Origin of the sequence: Cupriavidus sp. KK10 (assembly GCF_018223725.1) — a bacterium.
GTDB classification, from domain to species: Bacteria; Pseudomonadota; Gammaproteobacteria; order Burkholderiales; family Burkholderiaceae; genus Cupriavidus; species Cupriavidus necator.
This window is the reverse complement of the sequence record NZ_CP073677.1, coordinates 2,201,175-2,222,742: the sequence shown is the minus strand read 5'-3', so window position 1 is coordinate 2,222,742 and position 21,568 is coordinate 2,201,175. Positions and strand designations below refer to the sequence as shown.

19 protein-coding genes are annotated in these 21,568 nt (G+C 67.1%); 4 read left to right on the top strand and 15 right to left on the bottom strand.

What is annotated here, in order from left to right; genetic code table 11:
- Positions 1-128: 128 nt before the first annotated feature.
- The 10 genes from alaC to KB879_RS10665 form a co-directional block, all read right to left on the bottom strand.
- Complete coding sequence (alaC, locus tag KB879_RS10710; protein ID WP_211981268.1) at positions 129-1,337, bottom strand: alanine transaminase; 1,209 nt, start codon at positions 1,335-1,337, stop codon at positions 129-131.
- Between the two features lie 121 nt (positions 1,338-1,458).
- A complete protein-coding gene (locus KB879_RS10705) occupies positions 1,459-1,851 on the bottom strand; it encodes a hypothetical protein (RefSeq protein ID WP_013952818.1) in 393 nt (130 codons plus the stop codon).
- Positions 1,852-1,929: 78 nt separating this feature from the next.
- Positions 1,930-2,757, bottom strand: coding sequence for a siderophore-interacting protein (locus tag KB879_RS10700; RefSeq protein WP_013952817.1), 828 nt, complete (start codon positions 2,755-2,757; stop codon positions 1,930-1,932).
- A 78-nt stretch (positions 2,758-2,835) separates the two neighbouring features.
- On the bottom strand, positions 2,836-3,543 hold the full coding sequence (locus tag KB879_RS10695; protein WP_013952816.1) for a PadR family transcriptional regulator: 708 nt from the start codon (positions 3,541-3,543) through the stop codon (positions 2,836-2,838).
- A 91-nt stretch (positions 3,544-3,634) separates the two neighbouring features.
- Entirely contained in the window at positions 3,635-4,723 is a 1,089-nt protein-coding gene (locus KB879_RS10690; protein WP_013952815.1) for an MBL fold metallo-hydrolase, read from the bottom strand.
- Positions 4,724-4,879: 156 nt separating this feature from the next.
- Positions 4,880-6,325 carry an FAD-binding oxidoreductase gene (locus KB879_RS10685; RefSeq protein ID WP_013952814.1) on the bottom strand — a complete coding sequence of 482 codons (1,446 nt, stop codon included), beginning with the start codon at positions 6,323-6,325 and terminating at the stop codon, positions 4,880-4,882.
- Positions 6,326-6,350: 25 nt separating this feature from the next.
- Positions 6,351-7,160 carry a 4-hydroxy-2-oxoheptanedioate aldolase gene (gene hpaI, locus KB879_RS10680; protein ID WP_013952813.1) on the bottom strand — a complete coding sequence of 270 codons (810 nt, stop codon included), beginning with the start codon at positions 7,158-7,160 and terminating at the stop codon, positions 6,351-6,353.
- A 37-nt stretch (positions 7,161-7,197) separates the two neighbouring features.
- Complete coding sequence (locus KB879_RS10675; RefSeq protein WP_013952812.1) at positions 7,198-8,670, bottom strand: NAD-dependent succinate-semialdehyde dehydrogenase; 1,473 nt, start codon at positions 8,668-8,670, stop codon at positions 7,198-7,200.
- Positions 8,671-8,703: 33 nt separating this feature from the next.
- Positions 8,704-10,227 carry a UxaA family hydrolase gene (locus KB879_RS10670; protein WP_013952811.1) on the bottom strand — a complete coding sequence of 508 codons (1,524 nt, stop codon included), beginning with the start codon at positions 10,225-10,227 and terminating at the stop codon, positions 8,704-8,706.
- A 23-nt stretch (positions 10,228-10,250) separates the two neighbouring features.
- Complete coding sequence (locus KB879_RS10665) at positions 10,251-11,267, bottom strand: tripartite tricarboxylate transporter substrate binding protein (RefSeq protein WP_153953906.1); 1,017 nt, start codon at positions 11,265-11,267, stop codon at positions 10,251-10,253.
- A 144-nt stretch (positions 11,268-11,411) separates the two neighbouring features.
- On the opposite strand from KB879_RS10665, the gene KB879_RS10660 reads away from it, so the two are divergent.
- On the top strand, positions 11,412-12,353 hold the full coding sequence (locus KB879_RS10660) for a LysR substrate-binding domain-containing protein (RefSeq protein ID WP_211981267.1): 942 nt from the start codon (positions 11,412-11,414) through the stop codon (positions 12,351-12,353).
- Here KB879_RS10660 and KB879_RS10655 read toward each other — a convergent pair.
- A complete protein-coding gene (locus KB879_RS10655) occupies positions 12,350-13,105 on the bottom strand; it encodes a sulfite exporter TauE/SafE family protein (protein WP_211981266.1) in 756 nt (251 codons plus the stop codon). The genes KB879_RS10660 and KB879_RS10655 overlap by 4 nt on opposite strands.
- A 424-nt stretch (positions 13,106-13,529) precedes the next feature.
- Between KB879_RS10655 and KB879_RS10650 the strand changes: the two genes are divergently transcribed.
- From KB879_RS10650 to KB879_RS10640, 3 genes are read left to right on the top strand one after another with little or no spacing between them, the layout of a single operon-like run.
- Positions 13,530-14,963, top strand: a complete 1,434-nt coding sequence (locus KB879_RS10650; protein ID WP_211981265.1) for a cytochrome ubiquinol oxidase subunit I — start codon at positions 13,530-13,532, stop codon at positions 14,961-14,963.
- 4 nt (positions 14,964-14,967) lie between these two features.
- Positions 14,968-15,975 carry a cytochrome d ubiquinol oxidase subunit II gene (gene cydB, locus KB879_RS10645; protein WP_035816234.1) on the top strand — a complete coding sequence of 336 codons (1,008 nt, stop codon included), beginning with the start codon at positions 14,968-14,970 and terminating at the stop codon, positions 15,973-15,975.
- On the top strand, positions 15,975-16,136 hold the full coding sequence (locus KB879_RS10640) for a DUF2474 domain-containing protein (protein WP_211981264.1): 162 nt from the start codon (positions 15,975-15,977) through the stop codon (positions 16,134-16,136). Before cydB ends, KB879_RS10640 begins: the two co-directional genes overlap by 1 nt.
- 25 nt (positions 16,137-16,161) lie before the next feature.
- Here KB879_RS10640 and KB879_RS10635 read toward each other — a convergent pair whose 3' ends face one another.
- The 4 genes from KB879_RS10635 to KB879_RS10620 all read right to left on the bottom strand — a co-directional run bounded on the left by KB879_RS10635 (position 16,162) and on the right by KB879_RS10620 (position 21,501).
- Positions 16,162-16,926 (bottom strand): fumarylacetoacetate hydrolase family protein, encoded by a 765-nt coding sequence (locus tag KB879_RS10635; protein ID WP_211981262.1) that lies wholly within the window; start codon positions 16,924-16,926, stop codon positions 16,162-16,164.
- Positions 16,927-17,018: 92 nt separating this feature from the next.
- The gene (locus KB879_RS10630; RefSeq protein ID WP_211981254.1) at positions 17,019-18,467 is read right to left on the bottom strand and encodes an MFS transporter; all 1,449 of its coding nucleotides are present in this window, start codon (positions 18,465-18,467) and stop codon (positions 17,019-17,021) included.
- 109 nt (positions 18,468-18,576) lie between these two features.
- Positions 18,577-20,103 (bottom strand): amidase family protein, encoded by a 1,527-nt coding sequence (locus KB879_RS10625; protein WP_211981251.1) that lies wholly within the window; start codon positions 20,101-20,103, stop codon positions 18,577-18,579.
- Between the two features lie 93 nt (positions 20,104-20,196).
- Positions 20,197-21,501, bottom strand: coding sequence for an MFS transporter (locus tag KB879_RS10620; RefSeq protein WP_211981249.1), 1,305 nt, complete (start codon positions 21,499-21,501; stop codon positions 20,197-20,199).
- Positions 21,502-21,568: the final 67 nt, after the last annotated feature.

Here is a 21,568-nt window from a genome sequence, read left to right as displayed (position 1 = left end):
TATAGTTTTCCGGCGACCTTCTTGTCGGGCCGCCGCGATGCGCAAACATTAAAGCATCGCATCGCGGCACACCACATGACCCGTTCGGGGGAAATGAAAGGCCGGAATTAGGCCCCGCTCGCAGCCCCTCAGCCCTTCACGAGCCCGTCGGCCCGGAACATCGCCTTGATGCCCCGCACCGCCTGCCGGATGCGCGATTCGTTTTCGATCAGGGCAAAGCGCACATACTCGTCGCCATAGTCGCCAAAGCCGATGCCCGGCGAGACCGATACCTTGGCCTTGGCCAGCAGCTGCTTGGAGAATTCCAGCGAGCCCAGCGCGCGGTACGGCTCGGGAATCCGCGCCCAGATATACATCGACGCCTTCGGGATCTCCACCGGCCAGCCCGCTTCGATCAGCCCGCGCGCCAGCACGTCGCGGCGCGACTGGTACTGCGCGGCGATCTCGCTGACGCATTGCTGGTCGCCCTCCAGCGCGGCAATGGCCGCGATCTGCAGCGGCGTGAAGGTGCCGTAGTCGTGATAGCTCTTGATGCGCGTCAGCGCCGCCACCAGGTCCGGGTTGCCCACCATGAAGCCCACGCGCCAGCCCGCCATGTTGTAGCTCTTGGACAGCGTGAAGAACTCCACCGCGATGTCCTTGGCGCCCGGCACCTGCATGATCGACGGCGCCTTCCAGCCATCGAAGACGATGTCGGCATAGGCCAGGTCGTGCACCACGAAGATATCGTGCTTGCGTGCCAGCGCAATGACGCGCTCGAAGAAGTCAAGCTCCACGCATTGCGCGGTGGGGTTGGACGGAAAGCCCAGCACGATCATCTTCGGCTTGGGATAGCTGCCGCGGATGGTGCGCTCCAGCTCGGCAAAGAAATCGATGCCCGGCACCAGCGGCACCGAGCGAATATCCGCGCCGGCAATGACCGCGCCGTAGATATGGATGGGGTAGCTGGGATCGGGCACCAGCACCGTGTCGCCGCGGTCCAGCGTGGCCAGCATCAGGTGCGCCAGGCCTTCCTTGGAACCGATGGTGACGATGGCCTCGGTATCCGGGTCGATCTCCACGTCATAGCGTTCGCGGTACCAGTGCGCGATCGCGCGGCGCAGCCGCGGGATGCCCTTGGAGGCCGAGTAGCCGTGCGTATCGGGCCGCTGCGCCGCTTCAGTCAGCTTGGCCACGATATGCGCCGGCGTGGCGCCATCGGGGTTGCCCATGCTCATGTCGATGATGTCCTCGCCACGGCGGCGGGCGGCCATCTTCAGCTCGGCGGTGATATTGAAAACGTACGGGGGAAGGCGATCGATGCGCGCAAAGCGGCGCTTGCCAGAAGCGGCAGTCATGGAGGGAGTCCTTTACGTAAGCGCCCGGAACCGTCCGAGCGACGTCGGCAGCCGTTGTCTCGGCTGCCGGGACTCATGTTAGCGGGGATGCGGCCATTGCACAACCGGCGTGCGCAGATGCCTAGAGCCTGCCCCCCGGCAGACCGGTCGGCCGGTTCGCGGGCAGATGGCGCACGATGCAGTCCAGCGCGGGAGAATCGGAGCGCCCGCCCAGCGCCGCGCTGACCGAATCGCGGTACTGCTGCGCAGAAATGCGCTGGTAGTACAGGCGCGACGTCTGGTCCAGCCAGTAGACGTAGTCGTCGTCGCTGCGGCTGCCGCTGGTGCGCAGCCAGTCGCTGATATTGTTCGTCCCGACGATCATGTTCGGGCACGCGGTCCGCAGCGAATCGAGATAGGCATTGAAGTCGGTCGCCTGGCGATTGCGCACGGCGTCCGGCGCACAGGCGGCCAGGATGGCAACGGATGCCGCGGCGGCGGCGATGATGCGCAACGGCTTGGATGCAGGCAACACGGCAGTCCTCCCGGCGGTGACGTTGCCTGCCATCTTATGGCAACGCCGCGCCCTCGTACACCATATCGCCGCCGTGGCTCAGTCGTCCAGCGTCTCGTGCACCGCCGCGTCGCCGCGCTTCCAGTAGGCCGATGCGCGGATGCGCTTCTTGTCGATGCCGCGCTCGCTGACCAGATACTGGCGCACGGCCTTCATCGCCGCCGCTTCACCAGCGGCCCACGCATAGCCCTCGCCGCGCGGCAGCGTGAGCTTGCGCAGCGCCCCTTCCAGCAGGCTGCCTTCCAGCCCATCGCCACGATTCAGCCAATGCACATCGCATTGCGCGGACGTCGGCAGCGGAATCTGCGCCGCGGCATCGCCTACTTCCACCACCACGATGGCGCGCGTATCGGCCCCGAGCTCTTCCAGGCGCCGGGCGATTGCCGGCAGCGCGGTATCGTCGCCGATCAGCAGGTGCCAGTCGAACGCCGTGGGCACCACGAACGAGCCGCGCGGCCCGCCCATGCCCAGGTACTGGCCCGGCTGCGCCTGGGCAGCCCAGGTCGAGGCGGGACCATCGCCATGCAGCACGAACTCGATATCCAGTTCCTGCTTCGCCGCGTCGTAGCGGCGCGGCGTGTAGTCGCGCGCGGCCGGCCGCGGCTGGCCTTCGGGGAAGGTGATGCCGTCCGGGGTGACCTGCGGCAACACCGGCTTGTCTGCGCCATCAACCGGGAAGAAGACCTTGACGTGGTCGTCGAACGACGCCGAGACAAAGTCCTGCAGATCAGCGCCGCCCAGCGTGACGCGCAGCAGCTGCGGTGACACCTGCGTGGTGCGCACCACCTGCAGCAGGCGCATCTTGAGCGGATGGCGCACGCGCTGCACAGTCAAGTCGCGTGCGGAGGCTTGGTTGTTCTCACTCATATTGGAAATCCTTGGGATTAAACCCGGCGCCTGCCGGGTCAGGTTGCCGATGGCCGCAGCCAGCGTCAGTGCCACGCGTCAGGCCTTGCGGACCGCTTCGATCTCAGCCGCCGCGCGCAGCAGGATTTCTGCGATGCGGCGCTGCTCGTCGGCGCCCGCATCGCTGCGCAGCGCAATGGCTCGCTTGATCGCGGCACGGGCCTGCATCAGCTCGGGCAGCCAGCCGCCCTGCTCCGGCTCAGCCTGCGGCTCGCCGCTCATGGCGCGCCGCATCCACTCCACCTTGCGCGCCACGTGGCGCAGCTTGGCAATCATCACCTCGACCCGCTCGCGGTTGGCCGCCAGGTGGGCCTTGCCGGGCTCGGACAGCTGGTAGCGCTTCTTGTTGCCTTCCGTATCGACGGTGGCGTAGCCGACTTCCTCTAGGTAAGTCAGGGCCGGGTAGACCACGCCGGGACTCGGCTTGTAGAAACCGTTGGTACGGGTCTCGATCGCCTTGATCAGTTCGTAGCCGTGGCTCGGCTTCTCTTCGAGCATGGCGAGCAGCAGCAACTGCAGGTCATCGGCGCTGAACTTGCGGCCCCGGCGCCAGCCTTCGCCGTCGAAGCTGCCGGGACCATCGGCGCCGCCCGGGCCGAAGCCGTCGTCATGGCCGCCGCCCCAGAAGCCGCCGCCGTGGCGGCCCATGGCGTGGTGGGCGAAGTGGCGCTCAAAGTGCGGCACAAGGCGCATCAACAGGTGACGGCCGCGGCCTGAGAAGCCCAAAGGGTGGGAATGATGGCGCATGATTACCTCCGATATGTCGTAAAACATATCTTACGATATATATCGTACGATCGGAAGTCAAGGCGACGCGGCAGTTCCCGCCGCCCCGGGATTACCTCATGCGGTACCAGTGGCAGCCATCGGAACCGGTCTCGCGCACCGCCTCGCCCCGCTCCAGCAGGTAGTTCAGGTGCGCAATGCTTTCGCCGGTAGCCATCCCCAGCAGCCCGCCGCTTCCGGTGATGGGGCGCGAGAACAACTCACCAAACACATCCACCGCCCGCTTCGGCGTCCCCAACGCCCCACGCAACCGGTCCAGCGCCTGCATCTGGCTCGCCCGCAAATAATCGATGCGCGCATGCAGCCCACGGAACGGCTCGTTATGCGCCGGCAGCACCAGCACATCGTCCGGCACGGCGGCGCGTACCTTGTCGAGCGAGGCCAGCCAGTCCTGCATCGGATCGGCATCGGGCTCGGTCGGGAACACCGAGACATTGGAAGAAATGCGCGGCAGCACCTGGTCGCCGGACACCAGCAGCTTCAACGCCGGGCAGTACAGGCAGGCATGTTCGGGCGAGTGGCCGGTGCCGACGATGACCTGCCAGTCGTGCGCGCCGATGCGCACGGTGTCGCCATCGGACAGCCGGTGGAAGCTCTCGGGCAAGGCGTGGACATATTTGCCGAAGCCGCCGAAGCGGGTGCGGTACACCTCGATCGCTTCGTCGTCCCAGCCGGCCTTGCGATAGAAATCGGTCGCGTCATCCGGCGCCGCTCGTCCCGTATCCGCTGCCAGCACGCGGCACATCAGGTATTCCAGCCGCGTCATCCACAGCTGGCAATCGAACTTGCCGGTCAGCCACCCGGCCATGCCGATGTGGTCGGGGTGCATATGGGTCACGAACAGGCGCGTCAGGCCGCCGGCGAGCGGCCCGCTTTCGGCGAACAGCGCGCGCCAGGCCTGGGCGGTTTCCGGCGTCTGCAGCCCGGCGTCGACGGCGGCCCAGCCATTGCCGTCGCGGATGGCCCACAGGTTGATGTGGTTCAGGCCCAGCGGCATCGGCATGCGCAGCCACAGTACACCGGGCGCTACCTCGCAGGCGCGGCCGGGTTCGGGGGCGTCACCGCAGGGGTAGTCGAGTTCGGGCTTTTCGAGGGAGATGGGGGCAGCTGCGAGGGCGATGTCGGGAGAATGGGCGCTCATCGGTATCTGGGCCGGTGGGCCGGCCGTGCTGTGCGCAGTGGCCGGTGCGGCAATGCCCCGGCTCCGCGCGTTCTGGATAGCAGATACCTTAGCCCAGATGGGCGATTCATGCTACGCGCGCCCTGCCCGCGTTCCGTGGTGTGGAATAGCCGTGAGCTATCGGGCCGGCGCCGGCAGCACCTTGCCCGGATTAAGCAGGTTCAACGGATCAAGCGCCTGCTTCACCTGCCACATCAGCTCCAGCTCCACCTGGGACTTGTAGCGCGTCAGGTCATCGCGCTTGGCCACGCCGATGCCATGCTCGGCCGAGATCGAGCCGTTTTCCGCGTGGGCCATGCCGTCGACCAGCGCCGAGACCCGCTCATACCACTGAGCCAGGAACGCTTTGCCTGGCTGATCCCTGGGCCGCAGCGGGTTGAAGTGCACATTGCCGTCGCCCATATGGCCGTAGATCACCATGCGCGCGTCCGGCACCAGTTCCAGCACCTTGACCGAGGCTTCCTCGACAAACGCGGCGATGCGCGACAGCGGCACCGAGACATCGCACTTGATGCTGCCGCCGGTGCGGGTCTGGGCGTCGGAGATCTCTTCGCGGATGCGCCAGAAGGTCTGGGCATCGGACAGGCTGGCGGCCACGGCGGCGTCCTGCACCAGGCCCTGGCTGAAGCCGGATTCGAGGATTTCCATCAGCGTAGCGTTCAGGCTTTCCGCATCGGTGCCGGAGGTGAGCTCGATCAGCACCATCCAGTCGTGCTTGTCCTGCAGCGGGGAAGCCACGTTACCAAGATACTCAAGCACCAGTTCCAGCGCGGGCCGCGAGATCAGCTCGAACGCGGTCACGGCCTGGCCGGACAGGCGCTTGGCTTCGCCCAGCAAGGCCACGGCCGCGGCGGGGTCCTGCACGGCGACAAAGGCCACGGCGCTGCTGCGCGGCTGCGGCATCAGCTTGAGCACGGCGCCGGTGATGATGCCCAGCGTGCCTTCCGCGCCGACGAACAGGTGCTTGAGGTCGTAGCCGGTGTTGTCCTTGCGCAGGCCACGCAGCGACGAGTAGATGCGGCCATCGGGCAGCACTACTTCGATGCCGAGCACCAGGTCGCGCATATTGCCGTAGCGCAGCACCGCGGTGCCGCCGGCATTGGTCGACAGGTTGCCGCCGATTTGGCACGAGCCTTCGGAGCCGATGCGCAGCGGGAACAGGCGCTGCCGGGCCTCGGCGGCGCCGCGTGCCGCGCTCAGTGTGACGCCGGCCTGCACGGTCATGGTGTCGTTGATGGTGTCGATGTCCAGCACCCGGTTCATGCGGCTGAGGTTGACCACCACGGCGGTGCCGCTGTCGTCCGGTACGGCGCCGCCCATCAGCGAGGTATTGCCGCCCTGCGGCACCACCGGCACGCGCTGGGCGTGGCACCACTGCAGCACCTGGCTGACCTCTTCCGTCGATGACGGCAGCACCACTACCTGGGCCTGGCCGCGGTAGATGCCGCGGTAGTCGGTCACATAGGCCTGCGTGTCGGCGTCGCCGCTGCGGCAGGCGTTGGCGCCGACGATGGCATGCATCGCGCGCAAGGTGGTGTCTGGGGTCGGGAGGTCAGCTGGCATGTGTGTAAGGCCTAGGAAATACAGGTCAGTACGCGGCGGAGGGCTTGTCTGCAGCGGGAGCGTCCGCGGGCTGCGCACGGAACGATGCGGCAAGCTTGCGCGCGGCGTTGGCGTACAACATCACGTCCACGCCCGTGGCCACGAAGGTGCAGCCCAGGTCGAAGTAGCGGCGTGCCAGTGCCGGGTCCGACGTTAGCGTGCCGGCGGCCTTGCCGCTGGCGATGATGGTACGCATCGCGCCTTCGATGGCGGCCTGCACCTCCGGGTGTCCGGGGCGGCCGCGGTGGCCCATCGACGCAGCCAGGTCGGCCGGGCCGATAAAGACGCCGTCGATGCCATCCACCGCACAGATTGCTTCCAGGTTCTGCAATGCGGTGACGGTTTCGGCCTGCACCAGCAGGCAGACTTCATCGTCGGCCACATCGAGGTAGTCGGTGCGGGCGCTCCACTGCGAGGCGCGCGCAATCGCGCTGCCCACGCCGCGGATGCCTTGTGGCGGGTAGCGCGTGGCGCTGACCACCATGCGGGCCTGTTCTGCCGTATCCACCATCGGCACCAGCAGGCTGCGCGCGCCGATGTCGAGCAACTGCTTGATCAGCGGCACTTCGCCGGCGACGGCACGCACCACGGGCTGGACCGGGTATGGTGCCACGGCCTGCAGCGCGTGCAGTGTCGAGCGCAGGTCGTTGGGGGCGTGTTCGCCGTCGATCAGCAGCCAGTCAAAGCCTGCGGTGGCCGACACTTCGGCCAGGTACGGCGTTGCCATCGACAGCCACAGGCCGATCTGCGCCTGGCGGGCGGCCAGCGCGGTCTTGAAGGGATTGTTTGCGGGCATGGTGTGTTCCGGTTCGATGATCGCTGGGCCCGGCGCTTCAGCCGAGCTGGCCCTGGCAAAGGTACTTGGTATGCATATAGTCGTCCAGCCCGTGGCGCGAGCCCTCGCGCCCGTAGCCGGATTCCTTGACGCCGCCAAACGGCGCCGCCTCGGCCGCGATCGCGCCCTCGTTGATGCCGACCATGCCGGTTTCCAGCGCCTGCGCCACGCGCCAGATGCGGCGGATGTCGTTGGAGTAGAAGTACGCGGCGAGGCCGAACGGGGTGTCGTTGGCGTCGAGGATCACCTCGGCTTCATCGCGGAAGCGGAAGATTGGCGCGACCGGGCCGAAGGTCTCTTCGCACGACAGCTCCATCGCGGGGGTCGCATCGGCCAGCACCGTTGGTGCGTAGTAGTGCGGGCCATCGGCGGTGCGCACGCGCTTGCCGCCGGTGACCACGCGCGCGCCCCGGGCGACGGCGTCTTCCACATGGCGTGCGATCTTGTCGACGGCGCGGGCATTGATCATGGGACCGATCTGCGCGGCCTCTTCCGTGGCCGGACCGACATGCAGCGCGCCAACGCGCTGTGCCAGGCGCTCGACAAAGGCGTCGTGCACGGCGTCGTGCACATAGACGCGGTTCGGGCACACGCAGGTCTGGCCACCGTTGCGGAACTTGGACGCCATCAGGCCATCGATCGCGGCATCGAGATCGGCGTCCTCAAAGACGATGAAGGGCGCATTGCCGCCCAGCTCCAGCGACAGCTTCTTCAGCGTGGCCGCCGATTCGCGCGCGAGGTGCTTGCCCACGGGCGTGGAGCCGGTAAAGGTGATCTTGCGCACGCGGCTGTCGGCCAGCCAGGCGTCGACCACGCCCGGCGTGTGCTCGCGCGATGCGGTGACGATGTTGAGCACGCCCGCGGGCATGCCGGCCTGCTGCGCCAGCCATACCAGCGCCAGCGCGGTCAGCGGCGTGTCCTCGGCGGGCTTGGCCACCACCGTGCAGCCGGCGGCCAGCGCCGGGGCGATCTTGCGGGCAATCATCGCCAGCGGGAAGTTCCACGGCGTGATCGCCGCGACCACGCCCACCGGTTCCTTCAGCACCAGCAGTTTGCGGCCCGGCACGGCTTCGGCGACGATATCGCCGCAGATGCGGGTGGCCTCTTCGGCAAACCACTCGACATACGACGCGCCGTACTGCACCTCGCCGCGTGCCTCTTTCAGGGGCTTGCCCTGCTCCGTCGAGATGATGCGCGCCAGGTCTTCCTGGTGCGCGAGGATCAGCGCATGCCAGCGCTTGAGCAACTGGGCGCGTTCGCGCGCGGGCCGGCGGCTCCACGCCGGGAAGGCGGCGGCAGCGGCATCGACGGCAAGGCGGGCATCGCCGGCATCGCTGTCTGGCACGTTGGCAAAGGTCTCACCGGTGGCCGGGTCGGCGACCGGCAGGCGGGCGCCAAGGCCGGCATCGCACCACCGGTCGTCAATCAGGTTCTGGCTGCGCAGCAGCGCTTGCTCGGAAAGCGTCAGCATAAGTGTGTGGGAGAGAGATTTGCAGGAGGCCGCTCAGCTGACGATGCCGAGGTGCCAGGGCACGAACTCGTTGTCGCCCAGGCCCAGTGCCTCGCTCTTAGTCGGCTCGCCAGAGGCCGCGCGCAGGATATGTTCGAAAATCCGCTGGCCCATCTGCGGCACGGTCAGCTCGCCGTCGAGCACCAGCCCGCAGTTGATGTCCATGTCTTCCTCCAGGCGGTTATACATCGCCGAGTTGGATGCGAGCTTGATCGTCGGCGCGGGCTTGGAGCCGAACATCGAACCGCGGCCCGTGGTAAAGCAGATCAGGTTGGCGCCGCTGGCGATCTGGCCGGTGACGGCCACCGGGTCATAGCCGGGCGAGTCCATGAACACAAAGCCGGCCTGGTCGATCGGCTCGGCGTATTCGTACACCGCCTGCAGCGGCGTGGTGCCGCCCTTCATGGCCGAGCCCAGCGATTTCTCGAAGATATTGGCCAGGCCGCCCTGCTGGTTGCCGTGGCCGACCACGCCGTTGAACTGGGCGTTGTGGCCGGCGGTGTAGCGCTCCCACCAGGCCAGGCGGTCCAGCAGCTTCTGGCCGACCTCGGGGGTTACCGCGCGGCGCGTCAGCATGAACTCAACGCCATGGATTTCCGGGGTCTCGGACAGGATGGCGGTGCCGCCATGGCGCACCAGGATATCCATCGCCGCGCCCAGCGCCGGGTTGGCGCTGATACCGGAAAAGCCGTCCGAGCCTCCGCATTCCAGCCCGATCTTCAGATGGCTGGCCGATACCGGCTGGCGGACCGCGGCATTGGCCGCGGGCAGCATCGATTCGATCGCGCGAATGCCTGCGGCAATGGTGGCACGCGTGCCGCCGGCATCCTGCATCACCAGCGTGTGCACCGCGGGGCCAGGCTCCAGCCCCTGCGATTCCACCAGTGAGGCCACCTGGTTGCGCTCGCAGCCCAGGCCGACGATCAGCACGCCGGCCAGGTTGGGATGGCGCGCGTAGCCGGCCAGCGTGCGGCGCAACACGTCGAAGTGCTCGCTCGGCGACGACATGCCACAGCCGCTGGTCTGCGCGAAGGCGACCACGCCATCGACATTCGGATACGCTGCCAGCCGCTCCGCTGTGAAATGCGCGGCAATCTGGCGGATCACGGTGGACGAGCAATTGACCGACGACAGGATGCCGATGAAATTGCGCGTGCCCACGCGCCCGTCCGGTCGCACAAAGCCGTTGAAGGTGGCGCGCCGGGCCTCGGGCACATAGTCCACCGGCCGCACGTCCTGGCAGAACGCCGGGTCGCGGTAGAAATCGACCAGGGTCAGGTTGTGCGAATGCACGTGGTCGCCCTGGGCGATATCGCGCGCGGCCACGCCGATGACGGTATCGAACTTGCGCACCGGCGTGCCGGCCGCGATGGCGCAGGCAGCGATCTTGTGGCCGGCCGGCACCTGTGCGCGCACGCGCACGGCGGGGTCGGCCAGCTGCTGGCCAAGGCTGAGGTCGCTGCGGGCGACCAGCACGTTGTCGTTGGCGTGCAGGCGGATGACGGGATTGGGATTCACTTGGACTTGGCCTTTGACGGCAATCAGCCTTGCTGCAGCAGTTCTTTGAGCTTGAGGCGCTGGATCAGCTGGGTTTCCTGGTCATAGACGCTGGCCACGTACTTCTTGTAGTCAGGACCGTCCAGGTACATCACGGGCGCATCCAGGCGCGCCGCCACCTGCTTGAACTCGTTGCTGGCCACCGCGGCGCGGAAGACGTCGCGCAGCTTCTTTTCCACGGCGGGCGGCAGGCCCTTCGGGGCGCCGATGCCGTTGGGCGCTTCCACCACCACGTTGTAGCCCAGCTCCTTGAGCGTCGGCGTGTCCTTGAAGCGGGTCGCGCGCTGTTCGCCCCAGGTGGCCAGCAGGCGCAGCTTGCCGGCTTCCACGTGCGGCGCCCACGAGCTGGAATCGGCCAGCAGGTCCACCTGCCCGGCCAGCACGTCCTGCAGCGCGGCGGCACCGCCCTTGTAGGCGATCGCATTGAACTGGATGCCCGCGGCCAGCGCGAACTGCTCCATGCCGACGTGGGTGGCGCCGCCGATGCCGGCGTGCGCATAGGTGATCTTGCCGGGGCTGGCCTTGGCGGCGGCCACCACGTCCTGCAGCGTCTTGTAGCGCGAATTGGCCGGCACGGCGATGCCGAAGGTCTGGCCCGAGGTGCGCGCCAGGTAGGTCAGCTCGCTGCGCGGATCCAGCTGCAGCATGCCGAGCTGCGCGAAACGCGTCACCGAGATCGGGATCTGGCCGATGGTGTAGCCATCCGGATTGGCGCGCGCCAGGGCCTTGGTGCCGATCATGCCGGAGGCGCCGGCGCGGTTCTCGACCACGATCGACTGCTTGAGAATGCCGCCGGCCACCTGGCACAGCGCGCGCATCGACTGGTCAGCGGTGCCGCCCACCGGCCAGGGACAGATAAAGGTGATGGGACGCTCGGGATACTCGGCGGCCAGCGCCCGTGCAGCAGGCAGCAGCACGCCGGCGGCGCCCGCGGCAGCACCCGCTGCGGCTCCGATGAGCAGGCGGCGGCGCTTGGAATCGATGGTGAAGCCTTGAGTCATTTGCGGGTGTCTCCCATGTTTTCATTATCGGCGGGACCGGCGCAGCCAGTCTCGTCATGCCCGCATTCTGTCGCGCCTCAACATAACAATCAAATCAAAAAATGGCATTGCTTCATAACCTTAAGGTTAGATAGACTGGCGGGCATGGTCCAGATCGATCGCGCGCTGCGCTCCAATATCAAGCTGCGCCACCTGCAATTGCTGGTGGCGCTGGATGAGTTCCGCCACCTCGGCCGCACCGCGGAGTTCCTGTCCGTAAGCCAGCCGGCGGTGTCCAAGGTGCTGACCGAAGTCGAAAGGATGCTGGGTCTGTCGCTGTTCACGCGCTCCACCCGCGGCACCGAGCCCACCCCCGCCGGGGAATCGCTGGTGCGCTTTGCGCGCTCGGTGCTGGCCCAGTACGAGCAGACCCGCGACGAGATCGCCGCGGTGCAGAGCGGCGCTTCCGGCCGCATCCGCGTGGGCTCGATGGGGGCGGCGCTGCCGGTGCTGCTGGCGCAGTCCGTGGGCATGCTCAAGGACCGCCACGCGCGCGCTACCGTGCTGGTGGAGGAAGGCGACCTGACCCACCTCTTGCCCAAGCTGCGCCTGCGCGAGCTGGACCTGATCGTGGGCCGGCTGGAGCCGGGTTATGCGGCGCCGGACCTGTTGACCGAAGCTCTCTATGAAGAACCGATGGTGGTGGTTGTCCGGCGCGGCCACAAGCTGGCGCGCAAGGCCCGCCCCAGTTGGGCCGACCTGGCGGCGATGCCCTGCGTGCTGCCACCGCCGTGGGCCTCGCTGCGCGTGAAGATCGAGCAGGCCTTCTATCGCCACGGCCTGCACCCGCCGCAGGATGTCATCGAGACCTCGTCCTACCTGGCGCAGGCGACCTTTGTCGGCCAGCGCGGCGCAGCCGGCTTCATGGCTGAGTCGGTGGCGCTGTCGTTGCAGGAGGAAGGGCAGTTGCACGTGCTGAAGATGGCCGTGCCGGTCGACCTGCCCCCGGTCGGCATCATCACGCTGCGCGAACGGGCGCCGTCGCTCGGCACCGACCAGCTGGTCGAATGCCTGCGCGAGGCTGCGGCGCAGATCAGGACCGTCTAGCCCGCACGCGCCATCAACACGGGCACCGAGGTGGCCAGCAGCGCTACGCCGGATACAGTCAGCAGCGTCAGCACGACCTTGCGGAAGGTGGCCTCGCTGATGCCCAGGTAAAGCCGCGTGCCCAGCAGCGTGGGGACCAGCATCGCGGGCGCCACCACCAGGAACATCGGCAGCATCTCGCGCGTGACGATGCCCTTGCCCACATAGGCGGCCATGGTCATGGCCAGCGTGGCGAGGTTGAAGTTCTGGATCACCGCGCGCTGCTCGTCCTTGTCGAAGCCGCGCAGCGTGCACCACAGTGTCGGGATCACGCCAGTGAAACCACCGATGCCGCCCATCATGCCGCCGGCCGCACCGGCAACGCCATCGGCCACGCGCCCGCCCACTCCGATATGTGGCAGCTTGCGCACCATTAGCATCACCGGGCACCACAGGGTCAGGAAGCCGCCCAGCACGACCTTGAACCACTGCGCGTCCAGCATCGGCAGGATCGCCACGCCCAGGGGGATGCCGGCCACGCCACCGGCCACGAACGGCCACAGCCGCCGCCACGACAGCCCGCGACGCACCGACGCCGCCGCCAGCAGCTGGCCGGTAAGCGCGCCGAACACGGTCATGGCCGAGGCCAGACGCGGCTCGATCGCCCAGGCCCAGAACGACATCGCCACCATGCCGAAGGCAAAGCCCGACAGCCCCTGGACAAAGCCGGCCACGGCGGCGCCGGCGATCACGATCAGCAAGGTGGAATCCATGGCAGGCGGGGCCGCGTCAGGCAGTGGCGGACGCGAGGTTCAAAGGCTTCTAGGAAGCGCATGACTATGCACTTCTTTGCCCTGCTTGTCAGCCGCTGCCTCTGCTGCGCCGCGCAAAACTGATACGGAATTTTTTCAATGAGGTGATGCTGTTCTGTTCATCCCGGCTCCGTTAGCATGGTCGCCATCAATAAGGGCACCGGGCCGCGTGTAGCGGCGCCGGCGGCACCGGGTGCGGCGATATGTCACCCGTACGACACCGGCAGCAACGGTGCCCTTTGCTGCGCGCGCGGCGTACACTACGCTTTACCGCACGCGCCTACGGCCCGCGCCCCGGCGCGCCCTGCCGACCGGCCCCGGCCTGCCAGACGGCAGTGCCGCGCCCGTCACAGGCGTGCGCCAGGCCAGCGCCACGGAGAACAACATGTTTGGTTTGACCGCGCTAGACCTCGCCCGCACGCAGTTTGCGTTCACGATTTCCTTCCACATCATTTTCCCGGCGATCACCATCGGCCTGGCCGCCTACCTGGCGGTGCTGGAAGGCTGCTGGCTGCGCACGCAGCGCACGCATTACCGCGACCTCTACCACTTCTGGTCCAAGATCTTTGCCGTCAATTTCGGCATGGGGGTGGTGTCCGGGCTGGTGATGGCCTACCAGTTCGGCACCAACTGGAGCTTCTTCTCGGAGTTCGCGGGTAGCATCACCGGGCCATTGCTGACCTATGAGGTGCTGACCGCCTTCTTCCTGGAAGCAGGCTTCCTGGGCGTGATGCTGTTCGGCTGGAACCGCGTCGGGCCGGGGCTGCATTTCTTTGCCACGGTGATGGTGGCGCTCGGCACGCTGATCTCCGCCACCTGGATCCTGGCATCCAACAGCTGGATGCAGACGCCGGCGGGCTTCGAGATCATCAACGGCCGCGTGGTGCCGACCAACTGGTTCGAAGTCATCTTCAACCCGTCGTTCCCCTACCGACTGGTGCATATGAGCGTGGCGGCGTTCCTGGCCACGGCGCTGTTCGTCGGCGCGTCCGCCGCCTGGCACCTGCTGCGCGGGCGCGACAACCCCGCCATCCGCAAGATGCTGTCGATGGCGATGTGGATGCTGCTGATCGTCGCGCCGATCCAGGCCGTGATCGGCGACATGCACGGCCTGAACACGCTCAAGCACCAGCCCGCCAAGATCGCCGCGCTGGAAGGCCACTGGGAGAACAAGGGCAATGAAGGCCTGCCGCTGCTGCTGTTCGGCTGGCCCGACATGGCGCGCGAAGAGACACGCTTCGCGGTCGAGGTGCCGCGCCTGGGCAGCCTGATCCTGACCCATACCTGGGACGGGCAGATCAAGGGCCTGAAGGAGTTCGCGCCGCAGGACCGGCCCAATTCCACCATCCTGTTCTGGTCGTTCCGCGTGATGGTGGGGCTGGGGCTGCTGATGATCCTGCTGGGCGTGTGGAGCCTGCTGCTGCGCCGGGGCGAGCGCATATACCGCTCGCGCGGCTTCCTGCATATGGCGCTGTGGATGGGGCCCACCGGCCTGATCGCCATCCTGGCCGGCTGGTTCACCACCGAAGTCGGGCGTCAGCCGTGGGTGGTCTACGGGCTGCAGCGCACCGCCGACGCGGTGTCGCCGCACGGCGTGCCCGAGCTGGCGGCGACGCTGGCGATCTTCGTGGTGGCGTACTTCTTCGTGTTCGGCGTGGGCATCGCCTACATGATGCGGCTGGTGCGCAAGGGTCCGGCGCTGGAAGAAGCCAAGCCGGAAGGCGGCCCCGGACGCGGGCATACGCCGGCACGGCCATTGTCAGCGGTGGATGACGACGAAGCGCTCGCCCCCGCCACCACTGCACGCACCCGGAGCTGACACCATGGGCATCGACCTCTCGCTTCTCTGGATCGTCATCATCTTCTTCGGCGTGATGATGTACGTGGTGATGGACGGCTTCGACCTGGGCATCGGCATGCTTTACCCGTTCGTGCCGGACCGGCATGACCGCGATGTCATGATGAACACGGTGGCGCCGGTCTGGGACGGCAACGAGACCTGGCTGGTGCTCGGCGGCGCCGGGCTGCTGGCGGCGTTCCCGCTGGCGTATTCGGTGGTGCTGAGCGCGCTCTACCTGCCGCTGATGCTGATGTTGCTGGGCCTGATTTTCCGCGGCGTGGCGTTCGAGTTCCGCTTCAAGGCCAACGACCGCGAGCGCCCGGTGTGGGATGCCGCCTTTATCCTGGGCTCGGCCACGGCCAGTTTCTTCCAGGGCGTGGCGCTGGGCGCCTATATCGACGGCATCAAGCTGGAGGGCCACCGCTTTGCCGGCGGCCCGCTGGACTGGCTCACGCCCTTCCCGCTGTTCTGCGGCGTGGGGCTTATGGTGGCCTACACGGTGCTCGGCAGCACCTGGCTGATCATGAAGACAGAGGGCGAGCTGCAGCAGCGCATGATCAAGCTGACCGGCACGCTGGCGTGGCTGCTGCTGGCGGTGATCGCCGTGATCAGCCTGTGGACGCCGCTGACGCATCCCGAGATTGCCGAGCGCTGGTTCAGCCTGCCCAACCTGTTCTGGTTCTCGCCGGTGCCGATCCTGGTGGCGCTGTGCATGTTCATGCTCATGCGCGCGCTGCGGCACGAGCCGGATATCTCGCCGTTCATGTATGCGCTGGGGCTGGTGTTCCTGGGCTACAGCGGGCTGGCGATCAGTGTCTGGCCCAATATCATCCCGCCGGGCATCTCGATCTGGGATGCCGCCGCACCGCCGCAAAGCCAGGGCTTTGCGCTGGTGGGGGCGCTGTTCATCATTCCCTTCATCCTGATGTACACGGTGTGGGCCTACTACGTGTTCCGCGGCAAGGTGCGCCACGGCGAGGGCTACCACTGATGGATATGGATACACAGCGCCCGAGGACAGGGACGGGCAGCGGCACCTGGCTGCGCCGCATCGGCTGGCTGGTGCTGATCTGGGCCGCCAGCGTGGCGGCACTGGGCGTGGCCGCGTGGGTGCTGCGGATCATCATGCAGGGCGTCGGCTTGCGCAGCTGACGCCCCGTGCCCCGGTCAGTTGGCCTCAGAGCTGGACCGAGGCCTCGCCGATGCCATCGAACTCCGCAGTCACCAGGTCGCCAGCCGATGCATCCAGGATGCCGACCCAGGTGCCGGTGGTGACGACCGTGCCGGCCTCTACGCGTCGCCCGTCGCGCGTGGCGTGGCGCAGCCAGGCGACCAGCCCATAGGCCGGATCGCCCAGCGCGTGGGTGCCGCGGCGCTCGGTCGTTTGCGTGCCGATCCGCACCCGGCAATGCTGTGCCGCCCAGTCCCGCGCCGCATAGTCACGCCATTCGCCAAGCACCAGTGCGCCGTGGGACTGCAGGTCGGCCAGCTTCAGCAGCGCGGGCGCGGCGAGATACTGCCGCCAGCGCGAATCGACGACTTCAATCGACACCGCCATCGCATCGATCAGCCCGGCAGCGCCGGCGTAGTCGAGGGCGGCAGCCTGCGCGGCGTCAACGCCCTGCCCCAGCCGCAACGCAATCTCCGCCTCGATGCCGCGCCATGTGAAAGGCCAGTCGCCGGCATGCGCGGGGCTGGTCCAGACCCCGGCCGGCGGCAGTTGGGCATGCGTCAGCACCGCCTCGCGCGAGGCACCGCCGGATTTCCAGTAGCCGGCGCCTGTCGCTTGCCAGCCTAGCGCGCGGGCCACGGCCGACTGTACGGCGTAGGCCTGTTCCGCATTCTCAAGCGCGGTGGCAAATTGCCCTGCATCGGCGCAACCCTGTTCGCTACGCGCGCTGAGCAGGGCCTGCGCGACCCGATCGATATTGGAAGATGTCATGCCTTGGGTATGTCCTTGAATGAGGGATGAATATTGCCCGGTATCCCGCTCCCGGCAAGCGCGCGCAGCACGCTGCCGGGAGCGGGCCGGTCTCAGGAACCGCTGGCGCTGGGCGCGGTCCCACTGACGGCAGGCCCGTTTTCGTCGTCGGCGGCGGTCTCGCCCATGGCGCGACCGAAGGTTTCCGGCGCGAACTGCACGGCCAGCGCAAACACTGCGTACATCGCCGCGAGCATGCTGAACATGCCGCCAACGCCGTAGGTTTGGAACACGCGCCCGCTGATCAGCGGCGTCAGCGCCCCGGCCAGGGTGCCGAGCGCCAGGATCAGCGAGGTGCCGAATGCGCGCACGTGGGTGGGATACTGCTCCGGCGCGAAGATCCAGATCGACGTGTTCAGCAACACCACGCAGAACGTGAAGGCGGCGCCAAACAGCAGCACCAGGCCCACGTTATACGTCAGGAAGCCGAAGCACAACCCGGCCGCGCAGGCCAGCCCGGCGCCTATCGTCAGCACCCGCTTGCGCGGGAAGTGATAGCCGCAGTACGACGCCGCGAGCGCGCCGAACAGGCTGCCGCTCTGCATCACCATGGTGAAGAGAAAGCTCTTGGAGATGGTGTATCCCTGCGACATCAGGATGGTCGGCATCAGCGTCAGCACCGAGATCTGCGCGCCGTACGTCATGGACACCGCAATCCCCAGCGCGATCGTGCGCCGTCCCAGGCGGCCCTTGAAGATGTCGCTCAGGCGCACCCTGGTGCGCGGCGCCTCGTCCTGGATCGCGGCCTTGATATAGGGCGTCGGCTCGCCGTCGAGCTTGCCCAGGCGGCCGGATGCGAGCACCGACAGCACCAGGTTGGCCTCGTCCACGCGCCCCTTGGACAGCAGGAAGCGCGGCGTCTCCGGAATAAAGCGCCGGTAGAACACGACGAAGAATGCCGGCAGCACCAGGCAGGCAAACAGCCAGCGCCAGCTGTCCGGACCCGGGAACATGGCGAATACAGCCAGGCCGAAGGCCGGCGCCAGCATATTGCCCAGGCCGCCGCTGCCCACGCTGACTAGGCCCACCGCGGTACCGCGGAAGCGCGTCGAGCACAGCTCGGCCAGCATGGTCACGGCGATCGAGATCTCCCCGCCCAGGCCGATGCCGACGATAAAGCGGCCCGCCGCCAGCACGCCATAGTTCGGCGCCAGCGCGCAGATGATGGCGCCCAGCGTGAACAGCAGCAGGTTGGCGCTCAGCATCGTGCGCCTGCCGTAGCGGTCCGCGATATAGCCGGAGCCGATGCGTCCCAGCGCGGCGGCACTGAAGGTCAGCGTATTGAGAAAGCCGATCTCCGCCACCGAGATGCCCCACTGCTCGCGCAGCATGGGGCCGATCAGGCCGACGGCGTTCTGCTCGAAGACATCGAACATCACCCCGAGCATGATCATGAAGATGATCTTCTTGTGCGACGCCGTCACCCCGATGCCATCCATGGCCCGGTCGAGCTCATGCTGCTGTGGGGAATTCGGCGATTGAACTACAGTTTCTGCGCCCATCTTTGTCTCCTCCTCGTTTCGAGGTTGTCGCGGTGTGTCCGCGACCTTGTCGCCGCCGTGTCCGGCTGGCGTTTGTAGAGCAGCGATAAAACTTCGTTCCGGCGCGCGCCTATTCCAGCGCGGGCGTCGAGTGCGGCGGCCGGCGCGCGCGCAAGGCCTGCTCGGCCGCATAGGCCAGCCGTATCAACACGGGTTCGGTGAAGGGCAAGCCAAAGAACTCCAGCCCGACCGGCACGCCCTGGGGGGCATTGCCGTCCGGCGCCGAAAATCCGGCCGGAATCACGATGGCCGGAAATCCGGTGGCCGACGCGAGCACGCCGTTGCGCTCTGCCTGGGTCTCGCCGACCGGCACCACCAGGCGCCGCTGGTGCGGAAATGCCAGCGCGTCAAGCCGATGCCGCGCCATCAGGTCCTGCAGCCGCTGGCGCAATGCCTGCTGGCGCTGCAGGCGTTCGCGGTACTCTCCTTCCCGCTCGCTCAGCGCCGCTGCGGTGGCGAGGGTTCCCGCCACGCTTGGATGGACAGAACCGGCAGCGATGATGTCCTGCATCGATCGCACCGCGACGCCGGGGGGCAGCCCCGCCAGGTAGGCATCGAGATCGCGCTCCATCTCGTAGTGGTGCACAAGCGTGGACGCCAGCAGCTCATCCGGGCTGATGGCGTCGTCAAGGGCGACCAATTCGGCGCCTTGTGCAGCGATGGTGGCCAGCGCTGCCTGCATCACGGCGTTGACGGGACGGTGCACATCCTGGTCGCCGAAGAAATGGCGCAGCACGCCGATGCGCGCGCCCCTGAGTCCGTCGCGGTCAAGGCTGGCGGCATAGCTCGCCGGGATGTGAGGTGCACCCTGGCTGGTGACCGGGTCTGCCGGGTCATAGCCGGCGATGACATCGAGCAGCAGCGCCGTATCGGCAACGGTGCGGGTGATCGGGCCGATGGTGTCCTGCGTCAGCCCGCATGGGACCAGCCCGGCCCGGCTGATCAGGCCCATGGTCGGGCGCAGGCCGACCAGGTTGTTTGCCGAGGCCGGCGAGCGGATGGAATTGACCCCGTCGGTGCCGATGCCAAGCAGGCCGAAGCTGGCTGCGATGCCGGCGCCGGTCCCGCCGCTTGAACCGCCGGGCGTGCGCGTCAGGTCATAGGGATTAAGGGTCTGGCCAGACAAGGTGCTGACCGTCTCGCCGCCGGAGGCAAGCTCGTGCAGGTTGGTCTTGGCCAGCACAATGGCTCCCGCCTCGCGCAGCCGGCGGATCACGAAGGCATCGCCGGTGGACAGGTTGCCGCGCAGGCAGGCGGCGCCGGCGGTGGTTTCCATGCCGCCGCATTCGATGTTGTCCTTGACCAGCACCGGGATGCCATGCAGCGGCGCCAGCACCTGCGACGGGTTGCGCCCGGCCATGGCGTCGATGTGTCCGGCCTCTTCCAGCGCCTGCGGGTTGCGCTGCAGGATGCTGCGCAGGGCGGGACCGTCCTGGTCATAGGCCGAGATGCGCGCCAGGCATGCGCTGGCCAGTTGGCGCGCCGTCAGCCTGCCGTCGCGCATCGCGGCATGCGCGCTGGCGACGGTGGCTTCCACCACGCTGAACGGCGCGTGATGGCCGGGGTCGTCCGGCACCGGTTGGTACGAGTTTGTCATGAGAGCCTTCCATGCGCCGGCAAGGGCGCGAAGTGTTTGCGACGTGATGGGCAGGCGGGGCAGCGGCACGGTGCCGCACCCCGCTTTGTCTCGCTATCGGTTGACCAGGCGGGCAGGTATTGTCCAGATGCAGAACGCACCCAGCATCAGCATCCCGGCAATCATGTAGTAAGCACTGTTGCCGCTCTGGGTCACGTCGCGCAGGTAGCCGATCATGTAGCCGCTGGTAAAGCCGGCAAGGTTGCCGATCGAGTTGCTCATGGCGATGGCCGTGGCCAACGCCGCGCCGCTGAGGAAAGCCGTCGGCAGGGACCAGAACAGCGGCGTGCAGGTCAGGATGCCGGCTGCGGCGATCGACAGGAACACCAGGGACAGCGCGGTGTTGTGCATGACCCAGGGCAACGCCAGGAAGCCGATCGCGCCCATCATGCACGGGATGATCAGGTGCCAGCGCCGCTCGCGGTGCTTGTCGGCGCTGCGCCCGAAGAAGTACATCGCGACAATGGCCGCCATATACGGGATCGCGCTCAGCAGGCCGATATGGAGCGGGTCGCTGACACCGGTCGACCTGATGAACGTGGGCAGCCAGAGCGTGATGCCGTACTGGCCCGTGACATAGCAGAAGCAGATCAGGCTGATCAGCCAGACGCGCGGATCGGTAAACACCTTGCCGACGCGTGCCTGCGGGTCCACCGCCTTGACGTCTTCCGACTTGGCCAGTTCAAGGATCTGCTTCTCCGCGCTGGTCAGCCATTTGGCCTTGGCAATGGAGTTGTCCAGGTAGTAGAAGCAGAAGCACCCCAGCAGCACCGCCGGCACCGCCTCGATGAAGAACATCCATTGCCAGCCGCCCAGGCCAGCCACGCCGGCCATGCTGCCCATCAGGTAGCCGGACAGCGGATTGCCGATGATGCCGGACAGCGGCGAACCCATGCAGTAGATGGCCATGATCTTGGCACGCCGGTGCGACGGGTACCAGCACGACAGGTAGTACACGATGCCTGGCGTGAAGCCGGCTTCGGCCAGCCCCAGCAGGAAGCGCAGCGTGTAGAACTGGGTTGGCGTCTGCACGAACGCAAAGCACGCGGAGAGTAGCCCCCACGTGATCATGATCCGGCCGATCCACACCTTGGCGCCAAACTTGTGCAATGCCAGGTTGCTCGGCACCTCGAACAGGAAGTAGCCGATAAAGAAAATCCCGGCGCCCAGCCCGTAGACGGTCTCGCTGAAGCCCAGTTGCTGCGACATCTGGAGCTTGGCAAAACCTACGTTGACACGATCGAGATAAGCGATCAGGAAGCAGACCATCAGGAATGGCACCAGCCTCCAGCTCACCTTGCGATAGGTCGCATCCTCGAACGTCCTGATCTTTGTTCCCGCCTGCAGGGTTGTATCCACAGCGTCTCCTCTGTTTTTTGTCAGGTACGGCAGTGCTGCGCTGATCCGTTGCGATCAGTCCGGCGGG